Raw genomic sequence first — 15,828 nt, forward strand, 5'->3', positions numbered from 1 at the left:
TGATTGTGTCTTGCTTACAGTCTCTAGCAACTTTTGGAGCGGGGATTAACCGTCTCTACAGCTTTGCTGAGTACTTGGAAGCCCCCGACAAAGAAAATCAGCAACAAGATTGTTTACGGTTAGCATTTCTGGTTATAAAACAGCACACATCCCAATTAGGTTGATACGCTCTTCCCCGTAATTTTCCTGCTCATCGAAGCGTTGTATTTATAACTCCTCGTCCTGCATGACAGCTTCAAAATCCTGTCCCCCATAAAACACCCCGTGGATGGTTACGCGGTCAGGTTTCACGGAAAAAGCGATTGTTACCCGTTTGGCATACCCGATAGTCCGCAAATTCGGTCGGAAATCATCGCGTTTAGTACCGCGTTCCGGGAAGGTGGTAAGGCTCTGGCAAAAGCCAATGATGCCATTGACGTAACGCTCTGCCCGTTCCTCCCCGCCACGGTCGGCAATATAGGTGTAGAGATCGTCAAGTTGCTGCTCTGCCCGTGGCGAGAAGATGACGTTGTATTGTTTCATCAAGCGTTACTCTGCTGTTGTCCGCTTACGGTACCGGGAGCGGATACGCGCCATAACCTGTTCTGCGGGGACACCTAATGTTTCATCAGCTTCACATTCGTCATAACTTTTGACGACTTCTTCCCGCAGCCACTTCTCCATAGCAGCGTCACGCGCCTGGAGCGTCCGCAGACCATCGCGGATAACTTCACTTTCTGTTGCATACTCGCCAGAGGTGACTTTAGCCCTAACCATTTCCAGCATGTCATGAGGCAACGTGATAGTAAGTGCTTGGGTTGTTCTCATAAGCGATTCTCCTGCTTAAAGCCTGCTTATCACAATGTATGATTAAATCATACACTTAAAAAAGCCTTAGCAGAGCTTAAAGCTACAGCCAGCAGTCCTTTATTCCTAACGGAAGTTAAGCAAGACTTATGAATTGATCGGAAACCCACCGATAAGCTTTTGTAAATTCCCGAACTGATGAACGAGAAAAGGGGCTTATTGGCTGGTACGCTAACTTAGAGACATTAAACTTTGTAATTACTAGTATTGGTTTCAATCCCGTTTCCGGGAATCGCTACGTTTCAAGTCTCTCGTTTTTGCTTAGGGGTCATTGGTCTCTTAAGTTTCAATCCCGTTTCCGGGAATCGCTACGTTTCAAGTACTTCTAATATGTGCTGGCTGGTGTAGCGGAAACTTTGAAGTTTCAATCCCGTTTCCGGGAATCGCTACGTTTCAAGCCTGCAACGTTACGTTGCTTCTAAAATTTATAGTAGGTTTCAATCCCGTTTCCGGGAATCGCTACGTTTCAAGGGTGTGGCGTGTTTGCTGGATCGAGAAAGCTTTGGTTTCAATCCCGTTTCCGGGAATCGCTACGTTTCAAGTTCAAAAGTGGATCAGAAAGATAGTGAGTCAATCAAGGGTTTCAATCCCGTTTCCGGGAATCGCTACGTTTCAAGTTGATAGCAATCGAGTATTTGCAGGCGCAACTTGGGTTTCAATCCCGTTTCCGGGAATCGCTACGTTTCAAGCCCGCCATCTGAAACCCTTACAGAGCATGGATTCTAAGAGCCGTTTTGGCAGATCGAAAAAATGACCTCATTTCAGACTGACTTATTGACAGTATATGTCAATAGTCCCAAATCTCAAAATGCTACAACTATTAACTTGTCTAGGTTCTGGCGATTTTGGCAGAACCCCCTAGGTTTTAGCCCCCGCTTCGGTTTGCCAAACATCAATCTAGTAACATTATAGACGGACTGCATCCGGGCGTCCAGCGATCGCTTAGATATCTTCATGTTAATTGTAGCGCTCGTTGGTCGCACAACCGCAAAGCACGTACAACCCAAGAATAAAGCTGCAAAAACTCAATCTCCGTTGCGAGCCAATTTATTGAAATCGAACTCTTTGAGGTTGTAAATATGTTTCCTCAAACTTGGTTCTGGCAAACGATCGCAATTAAGGAAAAAGCATACCACAGCCAATTTTCTGCGATCGCGAAGCGGCTGCTTTGCAGCATCGCCTGACATCTGGTAATAAGAAAACCTGTTCAAAATTTAATTAATTGCGACCCACATTTGAAACAGAAATTGGAATTAGCTGGATTTTTTTGACCGCAATTAGTACGGAAAATATCATTTTGAACTGGAGTTAGAGGTTCTTTTTTTCCATATTCGACAAAAGTCATAGTCTGTAGCAAGTTCTATATCATTGACTATACAGGCACTTGTCCGCAAGACAAGGACTTCTTATTAAGTCCACGCAGGTGGACTTTGTTTGTGTAGCCCCAGAATTCTATTCTGAGGGCAATTCGCACTCTTCGGTATGCTCCCGCACAACGAACGTTCATGCTTGTCTCTCTGCTCTAATCTGTTTATCTAAAAATGTGGTTATTGATACACGTGGAAGTCCAGACTACACCAGCTGTTTGCAACCAAGTTATACAGGAAGTATACATCCGGATTTCATATTAGTTGATGTCAGGGGAAATATATGAGAATAAATGCTGAGGAGTTGCTCAGACGTTATGCTACTGGAGAAAGAGATTTTGCAGATATCAAGTTTTCTGCAAGGCTTTTGGATGGAGAAGATTTGCGGGAAATCAACTTGAGTGGAGCAGATTTGATTAGAGTCGATTTGAGTGGCACGAACCTTAGGAATGCTAACCTGAGTGGAGCTAGACTGATTTGTGCCAACCTGACTGCTGCTAATCTCGAAGGCGCTAATTTGTTTGGGGCTGACTTGAGTGGTGCTGATTGCATAGGAACTAACTTCAGAGATGCCGACCTTAGCGAAACTATTTTGAGTGGTACCGATTTCACTGGAGCTGATTTATATGGGGTAGAAATGGATAACGACTCTTTGCATTATTCTTCAGGGCAAAAAAGAAACTTTGCTCGGCAAGAAAACCTATCATTCCTTCTGAAGATAACTCCAATACTAATTGGTGCCGATCTACTAAGTTTGGGTGATGACCAAGACTCTTATATGGTATTGAAAATACCTTGACCGGGGGTGAGTACGTTATCGGGATCGTAACGTCGCTTGGCATTTACCAATCTGCTCCAGACCGAACCAAAATGCTGCTGCCAATCTTCTTGAGAGAATGCTATAGCGTTAACGGGATAGTGAGTACCACCAAGGTTGCGGTTACGCTCAAACAATCTCCGGTTGTCATCAAGCATACGTGCGATCGCAGTATCATCACCTGATGGTGCAGTTCGTAAAATCGCAAAGAGAAACACGATTTGCTCGTTGGGTACCTTGAACAATGGCCGTGTGAAACGGTCTGTTTTGACAGGATACAACAGAATTGGACTATTTCCCGTATCGGCTAATGTCAAAGTGGAAACAACCTCACTAATATATTGCTCCACAGATGTTCCCGATACAAACAAGTTAATCCAAGGATGAGGGTTAGACCAGACACCAATGGATTGAAGGAAAGCAACAGTAGGAGCTAAGCGATTGAGGAAGTCGAAATAAGTTTTGTCTTCAATTTGTGCGGTACCTTGAGTGTAATTTAAAGAAGCCAACAGGCTTGCATTATCTGGCTCATTGGGTGGTGTATAAAAGCTAGCTGCCTCTAACAGATAACGCCATCCACCATTAGGATCGCTGACAATCTGACCTTCTACGTAATTGAATCGTTCATCTTTAATCAGTAAGCGTTGGTCGTGAGTAAAAGCTGCCAAATCGTCATAATCTAGGAGAAATACACGGGCATTACGTTCGGCTTCGATCGGTCGGATTGTTGCCCTGACTATAATTCCACACTGTCCCAAACCTGCTAAGACCGTTTCAAATAAATCTCGATTTTGAGTCGGAGAACAAGTTAAGAGATCGCCCTTACCAGTTATAACCTGAAGTTCCAAAACATTATCAACTTGCACGCCATAACGGTGAGTTGCACCACCGATCCCACCAACTGATAACGTACCTCCAACAGACAGTTCTAAGTAATCTGTAAAGACAGGCGGTGTCAATTGTTGTGGCAGTGTTGCTTCCAATAGTTCGCTCCACCGCACCCCAGCTTCCACAATCGCCCGCTCTGCATTAATGTCATGGATTTTATTGAGCGTGCTTGTATCAATGACCACACCACCCTCGACTTGTGCTTGACCATAGCAGCTGTGACCCTGACCGCGTGCGGCAACCTTCAGGCTGTGAGTACGAGCAAATTTGATAATGTTGACGATATCATGAATCGAACCTGGTTTAAGTACGGCTTTTGGGTAACGATGTATTAAATGACCAAAATCATCACTTGCACTTGCGCGTGTGGCATCGTCAGTGTAAAGGACTCCATCTAAATGCGGTAAATTGATAAACGAGTGTGCTGCGTCGGCAGGTGTGACCCACGAACGATTAACTGGATCGAACCCAACGACAACAGTACTAGCAATCAAACCTTGTAAAATCTTGCGACGCGAAGCATTATTTTTCATTTTTGAAGTGTCTAATGTTGTTGGCTTAAAGAATCGCACAGTTGGGGCACCTTAAAAAAGTCGGTGGGGTAGCTTCCTTCCTCCCTAGACTCGCCATAGTGATCGTAAAACTCGAAGGTTCCAATTTTCTTGAGAATAGGAGCAAACTCGGGATACTTGTCTGCACGATTGCAGAACCGGGCGGGTATCTCCGTTCCAGGAATCATGCCTTTCCAGCAATCGACAGCGAAACTGTTGATAGTGGTTGTGCCCTCGTAAACCATGTTGTTAGCTAACCACCAGTCGCGGCTGAAGACATTAGGCAGTGGAAAGGGGTTGAGGGTACAGGTGCTCACTTTGGTGTTCGGATCTTTTTGAATAAAGTACTCTTTGTCTGGATTTTTCCCATCTCCTGGATCGAGGTCATATACGTTGTAGATCAGAACCTCCTTGTCAATATAGTAGGCGAGTTCGCGGTTGACACCTAGGTTCATATCAAACTCGTATGTGGACACTAGTTGATTTTGGGGATTGCCGACTTCCTTAAATCTTCCCGAGCCAAAGTATACCAAGGGAAAATTGGGAAACGCCTTTGCAGTCTGGTTTTTGAGAGCTTCTTTTGTCAAGGAACTGTGTGTGCTCTTACCCTGACCAAAAGCGGGAAGCGAAGTTGCACACAAAGCACACAAAACACAGATGATAACCCACTTAAAGATACCGTTTTTCATTTTTGAAACGATTACTGTACTGCTTCAAAATCAATCTTCATTTGAAAGCGATGCCTGATTTTACTTGGTTTACATTTCTTTAAAAACAGTGTTCGACTTATAGATTTTGAGAAATCTTTAATGACGAGCTAATATTTAATAATTGGCGATCGCCGTTTGAGTTTTTAGTGGCACGCTCGACCTCCCAATAGACTCATCCTTGTTGAAATACCGTTCTCGTCCATATATGCTTTAATGCCTGCATCTAAATCTTGCAATGCTGCTGCCATACTGGGTTAACAAGATTTACTTTAGTAAACAGTGCCACCATAACCATAAGCTCTTACCCAGGAGTTAATCTGTTGATTTTCTCCTATTTCAATACAACCAAGTTCATCCACAAAACGACACATCTAACGATCGCAGACCTGCGATTACTGAGAGCTATTTTAGCTAACTATATCACAATAAAATTTGCGTGCAAGCCGCTTTCCCTGACAGAATCAATGTTAGAAACTGAAAACATGATTCATCAGGTAACAAACAAATACCCAAGTGTTTCAGGCGCTGTATTTGTAGCTGTTGGCATCTTGGAAAGAATTGACATAGATACAACTGAGGAATTAATCTCAAGCATCACCAAACTGATTAAATATCGCTCCCCTAAAAAAATGCTCTGCCAAACACAGAGCATTAAATGAAATCATTACAAAAGATAATCCTATGGCTTGCCTTTCAACTGGGAATTTTCAACTTAGAAATTACACATAATGTGAATCTGTCTCAATCCTTGGCGATTCATACTATTCAAATTACAGTCACAAAATGAAGGACTTGTGGAGATGACAAAATTAATAGCAGGTGGTAAGTGCGATACGCCTTTGGCGATAAGCGAAGCTTATCGCTCAAGGGGCAACAGCAAAGCTGAAGGCGATGTTACTTACTATTATGCTGACCTCAACGAGATTTCATTGGCGTTTGCCCGCGTCAATCCATGAAAGCCAAGGCTCTGAATACCTTAAGACTTTGAAGTTTTTATACTCAATATCTTTGCAATCTAAATCTGGTGTTGACGGTGGAATACAAACATCTGGGTATGCGGGAGAGCAATTTTTAGCCTGCTTGTTACTTGCTTGCTTCAATAGGGGAGCATTGTCACGTGACCGTCAACCCCTCCGAGGTACGCTATCGATAGTTGCAACTGATAAGAATCCCTAATAGGGATTGAAACCGCTATTTCAAACCTTCCACAAATCCAAGCGATCGCTAGTTGCAACTAATCGCTTTTTAAGAAAAACCCATCCATTAAAAAACCCGCACGTGGCGGGTCAGAACCAAAGGGTATAAAACAATCGACTTACTGTTAAATTTTCTTAATCGCTCGAGTAGTGACTGTTCAAACTGTTACCAACTGACGGTTGGTGCGAGAAATAGTGTTAACAGCAGTGGACTTTGTAACTTGCTCGTGCTTGACAATGTCGCGAACAGCTTCGAGAGAAGACTCAATAGAACCTTGCAGCCATGCGGGGAATCTAGAGCAATGTTCGCCTGCAAAGAACAGGGTGTTTTGGGGTCTTTGTGCTGCTAAGTAATTGGATTCGCTATCATCCCAGTGAATGGTGCATCCGCCTGCACTCCACTTATACTCACCCCAAGCAATGGATGCTTTGTCCACAATTGTACCGGGTACATTCAGTTCGGGGTGAAGTTTGCTGACTGTGTTTTGCACGTAATCAAAACGCTCAAGCTCTGACATTTTGCCCATGCGATCGGCATCATCACCGATGGTATAGCTTGCTAACATGACGCTTCCACGCTCTGGGTTAAACTTAACTGAGGGGTAGTAGGTTTGGCGCACGCCTTCACCACTGAAGGAAGCTCCACCTTTGATACCTTCTTGTTGCCAGAAAGCTTCCTTGGTATGAAATGCCACTTTCGTTCCGGGACAGTAAACTGTGTTGTGGATGGAGTCTAACTTTTGCTCGTCAAAACCGCTCAATTCCATTTTGCGGAGTATGGAGAAGGGAATGGTGCATAATACGTAGTCACAGTTGCTGGTGTGCAATTGACCGTTTTGCTTCCAAGTAATTTGGGTATGGTCTTTTTCTACTCGCAGCGCTACCACTTCAGCATTGCACTTAATATCTGCTTTGATTGAAGTTGCCAAGCGTTGGATTAATTGATCCATTCCACCTTTAAGTTGCAACAGGTCGTGGCTGGTTTCGGTCATGATGTCACCAAGGAAGATATCCAACCCTTGGGAACACTTGGCGCGGAAACTCTTATTTTGAGTCAGGAATGAGTGCAAATCTATGGTTTCACCATCTTCGCTGAAGTAAGGATTTAAATCCAAGCGCTCTAACTCATCCATTAAGTGAGATTGTAAATCGCGCTCAAAATCAGAACGGAGATTGCCAGGAGCGATGGTATTAATAATGGTTTTGAGCCAAGCGGCAAAATTGCGAGTTTGTTCGCTGTAGCGCGTGTCAGTCAACAGACCACCTTCCGTTTGTTGCAAGGTGCGGGGTGCATCTTTCATGCGGATAACTTTGCCATCAATATTCATTTTGGCATTGCTTTCTTCAAACACGGTCATAAACTTGCACAGCTTGTCACTCAGTCCCATTTCTTGAACGTAATGTAATGTCAGTTCGTGGTCGCCAGGAATACGCATTGCTCCGAGTTCGGCGTAAGGTGCATCGGGTTCATTACCGAAGCGGTGCGTCCACACCCGTCCGCCAATGCGAGGGCTACCTTCCAATATCTCAACTGTATGACCCAAGCGTTCGAGTTCGTAAGCGGCTACCAAACCTGCAATTCCTGCGCCTAAAATTGTAATGTGCTTTTTCTCGGATTGGCTGTTGATGAGTTGGAGTTGTTCTTTAATCGTGTTAGCGTCCATTGTTTTATCCCCTTTGGTTAGTTGCTTGTCTCATGATTTAGGATTCAACTTGCCAAAGGCAATTACGTAATTTTTGAATCTAAATGTATAAATTAAATACTATTTATTACGGATACTGACGGAAACTGACTTTTTCTGACGGCGGGATTTTTGGTAGTAATGGAGGTGTAGCGAGCAAGAGCCCAACTCTCTTGAGTGCGATCGCGTTGCTTTATAGTACGTGTGTTTTAAGAAAAAAGAAAAAGCAGTAATGAATGAAGACAGACACCATCTTCTATATCCTCTCGCGTTCATCAGAAGAAACTGCACGCCAAGCATTTTTAGCTTTAATTAAGTCCAACGGTCAAACTGAAAACTAATTGGACTAATGTGTAAAAAATTCTAGTAGACTGAGTTGCCCGACTGCGACATTTTGATTTCAACCAGGATTGTGTAGCGCCAAGAAGATCCAATACTATTGGAAAAAAAATTGGAAGTAAAATAATGGTTTTGGTAATGACTCCAGAAGAATTGGTTGGACGCTATCTCCAAGGGGAGCGTAACTTCCAAGGAATTAAGTTGCTCCAATCCCCTTCGGATGTTGAAGGGAACGAAATCGACCTTCGAGGGCTGTGTTTGCAGGAAATTAATTTGAGTGGAGCTTGTTTGAAGAAGGTGAATTTTACTGAAGCAGACCTGACCAGAGCCAATTTGTTTGGAGCCGTTTTGGAACAAGCTTGCTTGAAACGCGCTGTCATCAGGAATGCCAATTTGTATTCTGCTAATTTGCGTTGGTGCAATTTGACCGAAGCCGATTTGAGAGGAAGTGTCCTCTGAGAGATTGCGTAGATTATGATGGTTATTAATCTTAAAAATGTGCAAAAGAGGGAAAAAATGGCACAAATATATGATTCTATAGCCAAACAGTATAAAAAGTTTTACTCTTTGCCATTCGCCCTATGTCAACCTCAAATATTGTTACAAAAAATCCGATGCTTCAAAACATCTTAACTGCTACAACTCCAGTCGGTAAAACCAATCGCGGACATATGCGAGCCATGCAAGAGGATATGATTGGATACCTCGAGCATTTGGCGGGACAAGGCAACTTCCTTCGCATTCCTCTAGGATTTCTTGGTTCAGCTTATTTTGTCAATAGCCCTGACTTGGTGCAAGAAATTCTGCTCAAGCAATCCAAGAAATTTCAAAAACCTTTTACCGTAAAATATACAGCGAAGGAGTTTTTTGGAGAAAATCTCTTTACCAGTGATGGAGAATTGTGGCAAGCATTACGCGCTACCATTCAGCCCGTGTTTCACGCACAACGCATCAACGTCTATGCGGATATCATGCTTAATTACACTAGGGCTATGACGTCTCAATGGCAACCAGGTCAAGTGCTTGACATTCCCAAAGCCATGATGGATCTGACCTTAGGTATTACAACTAAAGTTTTATTTGGTCGGGATTTGCGTGATGAAGTATCAGGTCAGGCAATTATCCGCTTCGTCGATCTCTTCTCCGAGCGCATTAGTGGATTTCCGATACCTGCTTGGTTGCCAATTCCCAGCAATTGGGAATTGAAACGACTGATGGTGGGAAGCCGTCGCTATTTCAGCCCATTAATTGCAGAACGCCGTCAATCGTCTGAAAAGCACGATGACGTTTTATCTGTGCTCATTCAGGCTCAAGCTACAGATACGACAGGGCTTCTTACCGATCGCCAAATTTACAACGAAGTCACGAACTTATTTGCTGCAGGTTATGAAGTAACAGCGCATACGTTGGCTTTTACTTTATATCTTATCTCCCAACATCCAGAAGTGGAAGCACGATTGTTTGAAGAGATTGACAGAGTTTTGGGTCAAAGAGCGATTGCAACATCTGACTTAGAGCAAATGCCATACTTGGAAATGGTGTTGAAAGAATCCATGCGCTTGTTACCCGTAACAACTGTGGTACCCCGTCAAGCAGTGGAAAATGTTGTGCTCCAAGGTTATACCCTTCCTAAAAACAGTGTTGTCCTGATTGCACCTTGGACGTTACATCGCAACCGGGAGTACTTCCCCAACCCACTTGAGTTCAATCCAGAAAGGTTCCATCGCGAACGCCAAGACGCAATTCCCAAATTTGCCTACCTTCCTTTCTCAGGTGGTCCCCGCATCTGTATTGGCAATGCATTTGCGATGATGCAAATGCGAATCAATTTAGCAACAATTTTGCAAAATTATCGACTTACAGTCGCCCCCGGATATCAATTCGAGACATTTTACAGATTCAATACTCGTCCCAAAAATGGATTACCTATGATTGTAGAAGCCCGATGACGTGAAACCACACAACCACAACCGGATCGCTCGCTCTGTCGCATTAGCTAATAGTTCTTCCGCCCGTTGTATGCATTCTCCAAGAGGAAGCGGTGCATCAGGTAGAGGGAAAGAAACGAGTATTCCTAATTTTTGCAATTCATCGCTTGTTAAGCGTACCGTCCCACCGAACGCTATAACTGGAACACCTTTACCGTTTTTCGCAGCACCCGCTACCCGCGCCACGCCAGACAGAGCTTTACCACGTAAAGTTTGGACATCAATTGAGCCTTCTGCTGTCAGTACTAGGTCAGCAGTTTCTAGTTTTTGCGTTATTTGTGTTGCTTCCAGCACTACGTCAATACCAGCTTTTAGTTGTGCGTTCAAAAAAGTCATTAACCCAAAACCCATACCCCCAGCAGCACCTGCACCTTTGACAGTTTTGCAATCCCTTCCAGTTGTAGCAGCAGCGATTTTGGCAAAATGCTCCAAAGCAGCATCCAGTCCTTTCACATCAGTTGGTGTCGCCCCTTTTTGAGGTCCGTAGATATATGCTGCACCATTCTCTCCGCAAAGCGGATTATCTACATCAGATAGAACGGTAATTTGAGTGTCTTGAAGTCGTACATCCAAATCTGTCAGATCGATCTTTGCCAATCGATGCAGAGCAAATCCCCCTCTTGGTAATTCTTGACCGTCCGCATCAAGCAAGCGTACCCCCAGTGCTTGCAACGCTCCTGCACCGCCATCAGTTGTTGCAGAACCGCCAATACCAATTAAGAGATTGCGACAACCAACGTCTAATGCAGCCCGAATTAGTTGTCCGGTACCGTAAGATGAAGCCTCCTTGGGACGGCGATCGCTTTGAGGAACAAGTGTTAGTCCAGAGGCTTGAGCCATTTCAATCACTGCTTGTCCATTTTGCAGCACGCCCCATTTAGCTTGGACTGGATCTCCCAAAGGATTGCTTGCAGTTTCGATGCGTTCCTCTCCACCGATACCCAAAATAAAGGCTTCAACCGTTCCCTCACCTCCATCAGCAAGGGGTACTGCACTAATCTGGTATGGAATTTTTCCCATTGCTCTGTGTATTCCAAGCTTCATTGCTGCACACGCAGCAATTGCAGATAACGAACCTTTTAAAGAATCAGGGGCGAGAACAAAATGGATATTGTGAGTGCGAACAGTATTGCTCAAGTCTGTCTCCAATGGTTTTCAAGTAACTCTTGTAAATGTTCGATCGTGAAATCGGGACATACGGAACTCTCATTCAAATCCTTACTATAACGATTAATCCAAACAGTTGATAGACCTACGGCTTGTGCTCCAGCTATATCATACTTGAGGCTATCACCAACAAAAACAATTTTTGATGGCTCAACCGCTAACAATTCAACAGCTTTCTCAAACAAACGAGGTGACGGTTTAATACAGCCATAGTCTGAAGAGAAGACGATCGCATCAAATAAATGAGCGATTCCCACTCGTTCAAATTCTTTCCTGTACAATTCGCTTGTAGACCAAATATTAGAAACAACTCCTAGTTGGTGGGTTTGGCGGAGTTGATGTAAGATAGATATATACGGTTCTGATATCACTCCCGCTTCGTGTATTGCAAATACTTGTTCTAACAAACCAATTTCATCACGGGGTAAATCTTGCGTCTGAATTATGGTTTTTAAATAACTTGCAACGGAAGAAAAATTTTCATAGTAGCGAGGATTTCCGTAATCTGCAAACATGGTGTTGCAAATTTTTCTTATAATAACATTGACTGCCTCTTCTGACAGAAATTTGCCCCCAATCTGCTGATAGGTTGAACCGAAATTTTCCATATCGGAAAATCGATCCACTTCGAACATAAAAGTGTTCCCCATGTCAAGAAGAATGGCGTCAAAATTATCAATAAATCTTTGCAGCATTTTGATAATTTTTCAATAAAATTTTTGCTGGTTAGTATAGGTTTATCATTGATTGAGAAACTCTGCTATCTCTATGCGATTTCCCGCCGGATCGCGTAGGAAAAACCGCCGACACTCTGGAATTGGATTGCCATCCGGAAGAATTTCTATCCCATAGCCTCTAAGATGTTCCTCAAAAGCATTTAAATTATAAACTTGGTAACAGATATGTCTCCGAGATGTCTCATTACTGGGGTTCTTCTCCAGACTGATATGAATCTGAGTCTCTCCTAAAGAGTACCATGCACCTCCAAATGCTTTGATTTCTGGAGGTTTTGGAATTTTCGTTAGACCCAAAACTTGGCTGTAGAAAAATAACATAGCATCTTCCTTTTCAGCAGGAGATGTCACTTGAATATGATGAACACCATGAATCCACATCTTTAAATTTTCTCCAAATGAAAGAAACACTCAAGACAGAAGGTGCGATCGCCAATCGCAGCCCTTTTTAGGTAAATCGACCACAATGGTAGGAGTACGGCGACTTTGCACCCTAGGATTTATTGACGCTGTACTGCACTATTCAAGCTCTAAATAATACATTGTTTTTCTAATTTACTTAGATTTTTTATACAGTGTAACACTTATCTCGTTTTTTATTTGCATAATTCGATAGATTTACCGTAGTATAATGCATGAGATATCTCAAACTCCTCTTCTAATATCAATTGCAAGGAATTGCCTGAAATGACGACTATCACAACTACAGAAATTCGCACCACTCACGTTAGAGTCCCCAACGAGGGTTTACAAATAGACGCCTATCTAGCTGAGCCAACTCGTGAAGGAACATACGCTGCTGTCATTGTGATTCAAGAAATCTTTGGGGTCAACATTCACATTCGAGAAGTGACCGAGCGATTGGCAAAAGAAGGATATGTAGCGATCGCACCCGCTCTTTTCCAACGCGTCGCCCCTGGTTTTGAGGCTGCATATACCCCAGAAGACATTCAGGTCGGGAGAAAGTACAAGGAGCAAACCAAAGCAGACGAATTGATAAGCGATATTCAAGCCACCATCGCTTATTTAAGAACTTTGCCAAATGTTAAGAAAGATGCCATTGGCTCCATAGGTTTCTGCTTTGGCGGTCACGTTGTTTACTTGGCTGCAACACTTCCAGATATCAAAGCTACGGCTTCTTTTTATGGCGGTGGGATCGTAAACTCCACTCCTGGCGGTGGGACTCCAACTATCGCGAGTACTCCTGAGATTAAGAATCCTATATACGCTTTCTTTGGTACTCAAGACAAAGGAATTCCAGTAGAGCATACCGAGCAAATCGAAGCCGAACTTAACAAACACCAAATTCCGCATCAGGTTTTTCGTTATGAAGCAGGACACGGCTTCTTCTGTGATAAGAGAGCTGATTACAACCCCGAAGCCGCAGCCGATGCTTGGACACACGTTCTTGATCTGTTCCAAAAAAACCTTCGGAAAGCTCAATCTGTCAGTTGAGTTAAAAGGTTAATTTACCGAAGAAAGGCAGATGGCGCAAGGCAGAAAGCATTTAGGCTAAGTTCTCTAGTAGAATTTAGCTAACAGTTCCTCACTCTCTTTCTCGATCGCCAGTTACCGCTCGCCGCTCGTTACTTATGAAGAAGAGGGTTGCACTTTTCCTCAGTTCCACCTTCTGACAGACACTCGCTATATTTGAGGTATTGCTCCACTTTGGGATTCGTTTTGTTTTGCTGTTCTACCTGCACCCGTTTTGCCCCACTTTGGTCAACAAAATTGTTCCTGTATACCAAGTAACAAATAGATAGAGAGCCTGCTATGACTCCTGCGGTAACTACCGTTAAGCCCAGTCTGTTCCAGAATTTGTTTGGGTTGCTGTATTTTGGGTCAACTTTCATATTTCAGGTACAGATACTTACGCAGTTAATTTTTACACTATCTTGGACTGCCAAATTTAAAGAGTATGTAAAGCCTTCTTTTGTTAATTGAAAGTTGAGATTTAGTAGTTAGTAGTTAGTAGCTAAGAACGCCTCATTCTTAAGTAAGATTTTTGCGATCGTATTTTTACAGAAATTTAATTTTACTGAGATATCTTGAGATTTCGTTTTAAGAAATATTACGCAGACAGCCTAAATCATGATGAAAATTTTTAAATACCTTAGGTAGGGATAAAGCCGCCCCAGAAGCTAACAGAGAGGGTGTTTTTCATCCTCTCTATAAAGAGAAAGAACTTGATAGGGCTGTAGCAAAAACAGACGAGCCAATTCTAAGCATTTACATTTACATAAGCATTTTCAGCAAGCAAAGGTACACAGTTGCTAACATTTAATTCTGCTGCTAACTCAACGTCCAACTCAAATCCTTTTTCAATTAATTCCTTTCCAGAACTGCATTTTTTCAAATACGATCGCAAATCGTGCTGAAATTTTTGAAATGTGACTACAGCAGTTTCTGCTTCCGGTGATAAACTCCCTGCTAACGCGCTTAGAATTGCTCCAGCACCAATCAAATCTTCAAATGCTGGTCGCAGTGTCCCATCATCCCACTTTTCACCTGCGGGAATTATTGCAATCCGGCGTCCATAGCTTTGAGCAAATTGGGCTACAGCTTTAAAGTTTCGCAAGGAACCGGCTATGGTGGGAGTCTTCCCAGTCAGCAATGTTAGAGAAGAACCGTTGGGAGACGGTACAACTAATTTAGTTCCTGTAGGAATTTGCATTAAAGATGCAGGAGAAAGCGAATAACCTTCTTTGGCTAAACGACCTTTTGACAATTCTGCTTGTACAGACCGTGCATAATCAACTGCAGAATCATCTCTCCATTGGTATGGATAAATAATTGCACCATTGTTGGTGGCGATTTCTACAGAGGTTGAAAATGAGAGGATATCGACTATAACAATAACATCACTGATGGGAGCTAGTTGAGACACTCCTTTTGCGCCCCACTCAGAGCGTAAGTCAAATTCCGCTTGGTCGTAAATCATAAATTACGGTAAATTTATAGAATAACAGTAGTATTTTAACTCAACAACTGTTTTCTGAGTCCGCTTTTAAAAGCAGATACAACTTCCGATAACAGGTAGCGTGCTGGTGATTTCGCCGCACAAGCGTCAATTACACCTTTGCTCGAATCTCATCTCAGTCACTTTAGTATGGAGAGTGGTTCAAAAACAGCAAGTCTGTGAGTTGGATAGTTATTGAAAGTCTTCTAAATAGAAAGGGGAACTCATACCTATACTGGCTTCTTTAGTAATATCACCATCAAAAATTTTTACAGTCAAATTTCCATTAACTTGTTTTGCAAATGGAATTAACAAGCTATTGATGTAATTTTGTGCATTTTCGATAGAGTCAAATTCATAAAACCCACCAACAGTGTTAGTGTTTATACCACTTAACCAAGTTTTTGATTTTAATCCGGGAAATTTTTTCATTTCTATATTAGTGTGACCCCAGTCAATGTCAGTGAAGGGAATAGAGACTTGATACTCGGCGTATATAAATACTTTATTTACAGACATTTGTGGCCTTTCTTTTTTTTTGGTAATTTATTTTTTATACCTTATCGTAAATAACGAATGGTTTA

Annotated in this window: 19 protein-coding genes and 1 CRISPR repeat array; of the genes, 7 read left to right on the forward strand and 12 right to left on the reverse strand. The window is 42.8% G+C overall.

Going from position 1 to position 15,828, the window contains the following annotated elements; translation table 11 throughout:
* Positions 1-207: 207 nt before the first annotated feature.
* From HC643_RS35920 to HC643_RS42715, 3 genes are all read right to left on the reverse strand, one after another.
* Entirely contained in the window at positions 208-522 is a 315-nt protein-coding gene (locus tag HC643_RS35920) for a type II toxin-antitoxin system RelE/ParE family toxin (protein WP_038109320.1), read from the reverse strand.
* 6 nt (positions 523-528) lie between these two features.
* Positions 529-777, reverse strand: a complete 249-nt coding sequence (locus HC643_RS35925) for a ribbon-helix-helix domain-containing protein (RefSeq protein WP_202048690.1) — start codon at positions 775-777, stop codon at positions 529-531.
* 279 nt (positions 778-1,056) lie between these two features.
* Positions 1,057-1,535: direct repeats of the CRISPR family, unit length 37 nt; unit sequence GTTTCAATCCCGTTTCCGGGAATCGCTACGTTTCAAG.
* 518 nt (positions 1,536-2,053) lie between these two features.
* Entirely contained in the window at positions 2,054-2,191 is a 138-nt protein-coding gene (locus tag HC643_RS42715; protein WP_082051649.1) for a zinc-ribbon domain-containing protein, read from the reverse strand.
* Positions 2,192-2,496: 305 nt separating this feature from the next.
* Between HC643_RS42715 and HC643_RS35935 the strand changes: the two genes are divergently transcribed.
* Positions 2,497-3,012 (forward strand): pentapeptide repeat-containing protein, encoded by a 516-nt coding sequence (locus HC643_RS35935; protein ID WP_167844826.1) that lies wholly within the window; start codon positions 2,497-2,499, stop codon positions 3,010-3,012.
* Here the strand turns inward: HC643_RS35935 and HC643_RS35940 are convergent.
* Positions 2,988-4,451 (reverse strand): FAD-binding protein, encoded by a 1,464-nt coding sequence (locus HC643_RS35940; RefSeq protein ID WP_038082626.1) that lies wholly within the window; start codon positions 4,449-4,451, stop codon positions 2,988-2,990. The genes HC643_RS35935 and HC643_RS35940 overlap by 25 nt on opposite strands.
* 11 nt (positions 4,452-4,462) lie before the next feature.
* The gene (locus HC643_RS35945) at positions 4,463-5,158 is read right to left on the reverse strand and encodes a hypothetical protein (protein ID WP_038082627.1); all 696 of its coding nucleotides are present in this window, start codon (positions 5,156-5,158) and stop codon (positions 4,463-4,465) included.
* A 485-nt stretch (positions 5,159-5,643) separates the two neighbouring features.
* On the opposite strand from HC643_RS35945, the gene HC643_RS35950 reads away from it, so the two are divergent.
* The 3 genes from HC643_RS35950 (at position 5,644) to HC643_RS41845 (ending at position 6,355) form a co-directional block, all read left to right on the forward strand.
* Positions 5,644-5,838, forward strand: a complete 195-nt coding sequence (locus HC643_RS35950; RefSeq protein WP_038082628.1) for a hypothetical protein — start codon at positions 5,644-5,646, stop codon at positions 5,836-5,838.
* A 135-nt stretch (positions 5,839-5,973) separates the two neighbouring features.
* Entirely contained in the window at positions 5,974-6,135 is a 162-nt protein-coding gene (locus tag HC643_RS41840; RefSeq protein ID WP_237266024.1) for a hypothetical protein, read from the forward strand.
* A gap of 52 nt (positions 6,136-6,187) precedes the next feature.
* Entirely contained in the window at positions 6,188-6,355 is a 168-nt protein-coding gene (locus HC643_RS41845; RefSeq protein ID WP_153021579.1) for a hypothetical protein, read from the forward strand.
* Positions 6,356-6,533: 178 nt separating this feature from the next.
* Here HC643_RS41845 and HC643_RS35960 read toward each other — a convergent pair whose 3' ends face one another.
* On the reverse strand, positions 6,534-8,039 hold the full coding sequence (locus tag HC643_RS35960) for a flavin monoamine oxidase family protein (RefSeq protein ID WP_038082629.1): 1,506 nt from the start codon (positions 8,037-8,039) through the stop codon (positions 6,534-6,536).
* Between the two features lie 483 nt (positions 8,040-8,522).
* Here HC643_RS35960 and HC643_RS35965 point away from each other — a divergent pair, with 483 nt between their 5' ends.
* Positions 8,523-8,855 carry a pentapeptide repeat-containing protein gene (locus HC643_RS35965; protein ID WP_167844828.1) on the forward strand — a complete coding sequence of 111 codons (333 nt, stop codon included), beginning with the start codon at positions 8,523-8,525 and terminating at the stop codon, positions 8,853-8,855.
* Between the two features lie 155 nt (positions 8,856-9,010).
* Positions 9,011-10,345, forward strand: a complete 1,335-nt coding sequence (locus HC643_RS35970; protein ID WP_038082675.1) for a cytochrome P450 — start codon at positions 9,011-9,013, stop codon at positions 10,343-10,345.
* Here the strand turns inward: HC643_RS35970 and HC643_RS35975 are convergent.
* The 3 genes from HC643_RS35975 to HC643_RS35985 are packed head-to-tail and all read right to left on the reverse strand — an operon-like array spanning position 10,319 to position 12,636.
* Positions 10,319-11,521 carry a glycerate kinase gene (locus tag HC643_RS35975; protein WP_050045549.1) on the reverse strand — a complete coding sequence of 401 codons (1,203 nt, stop codon included), beginning with the start codon at positions 11,519-11,521 and terminating at the stop codon, positions 10,319-10,321. The two genes, HC643_RS35970 and HC643_RS35975, sit on opposite strands and share 27 nt — an antisense overlap.
* Positions 11,518-12,246 (reverse strand): HAD family hydrolase, encoded by a 729-nt coding sequence (locus HC643_RS35980; RefSeq protein WP_038082630.1) that lies wholly within the window; start codon positions 12,244-12,246, stop codon positions 11,518-11,520. Before HC643_RS35980 ends, HC643_RS35975 begins: the two co-directional genes overlap by 4 nt.
* A gap of 45 nt (positions 12,247-12,291) precedes the next feature.
* Complete coding sequence (locus HC643_RS35985) at positions 12,292-12,636, reverse strand: VOC family protein (RefSeq protein WP_237266026.1); 345 nt, start codon at positions 12,634-12,636, stop codon at positions 12,292-12,294.
* Between the two features lie 345 nt (positions 12,637-12,981).
* Between HC643_RS35985 and HC643_RS35990 the strand changes: the two genes are divergently transcribed.
* The gene (locus HC643_RS35990) at positions 12,982-13,740 is read left to right on the forward strand and encodes a dienelactone hydrolase family protein (RefSeq protein WP_038082678.1); all 759 of its coding nucleotides are present in this window, start codon (positions 12,982-12,984) and stop codon (positions 13,738-13,740) included.
* A 131-nt stretch (positions 13,741-13,871) separates the two neighbouring features.
* Here HC643_RS35990 and HC643_RS35995 read toward each other — a convergent pair whose 3' ends face one another.
* The 3 genes from HC643_RS35995 to HC643_RS36005 all read right to left on the reverse strand — a co-directional run bounded on the left by HC643_RS35995 (position 13,872) and on the right by HC643_RS36005 (position 15,763).
* Positions 13,872-14,138 carry a hypothetical protein gene (locus HC643_RS35995; protein ID WP_038082631.1) on the reverse strand — a complete coding sequence of 89 codons (267 nt, stop codon included), beginning with the start codon at positions 14,136-14,138 and terminating at the stop codon, positions 13,872-13,874.
* A gap of 368 nt (positions 14,139-14,506) precedes the next feature.
* Positions 14,507-15,226, reverse strand: a complete 720-nt coding sequence (locus HC643_RS36000; protein WP_038082632.1) for a 2-phosphosulfolactate phosphatase — start codon at positions 15,224-15,226, stop codon at positions 14,507-14,509.
* Positions 15,227-15,436: 210 nt separating this feature from the next.
* Positions 15,437-15,763: a YdhR family protein gene (locus HC643_RS36005; RefSeq protein WP_038082633.1), complete on the reverse strand. Its 327-nt coding sequence runs from the start codon at positions 15,761-15,763 to the stop codon at positions 15,437-15,439.
* Positions 15,764-15,828 lie beyond the last annotated feature (65 nt).

The organism is Tolypothrix bouteillei VB521301 (assembly GCF_000760695.4).
Taxonomy (GTDB): Bacteria; Cyanobacteriota; Cyanobacteriia; order Cyanobacteriales; family Nostocaceae; genus Scytonema; species Scytonema bouteillei_A.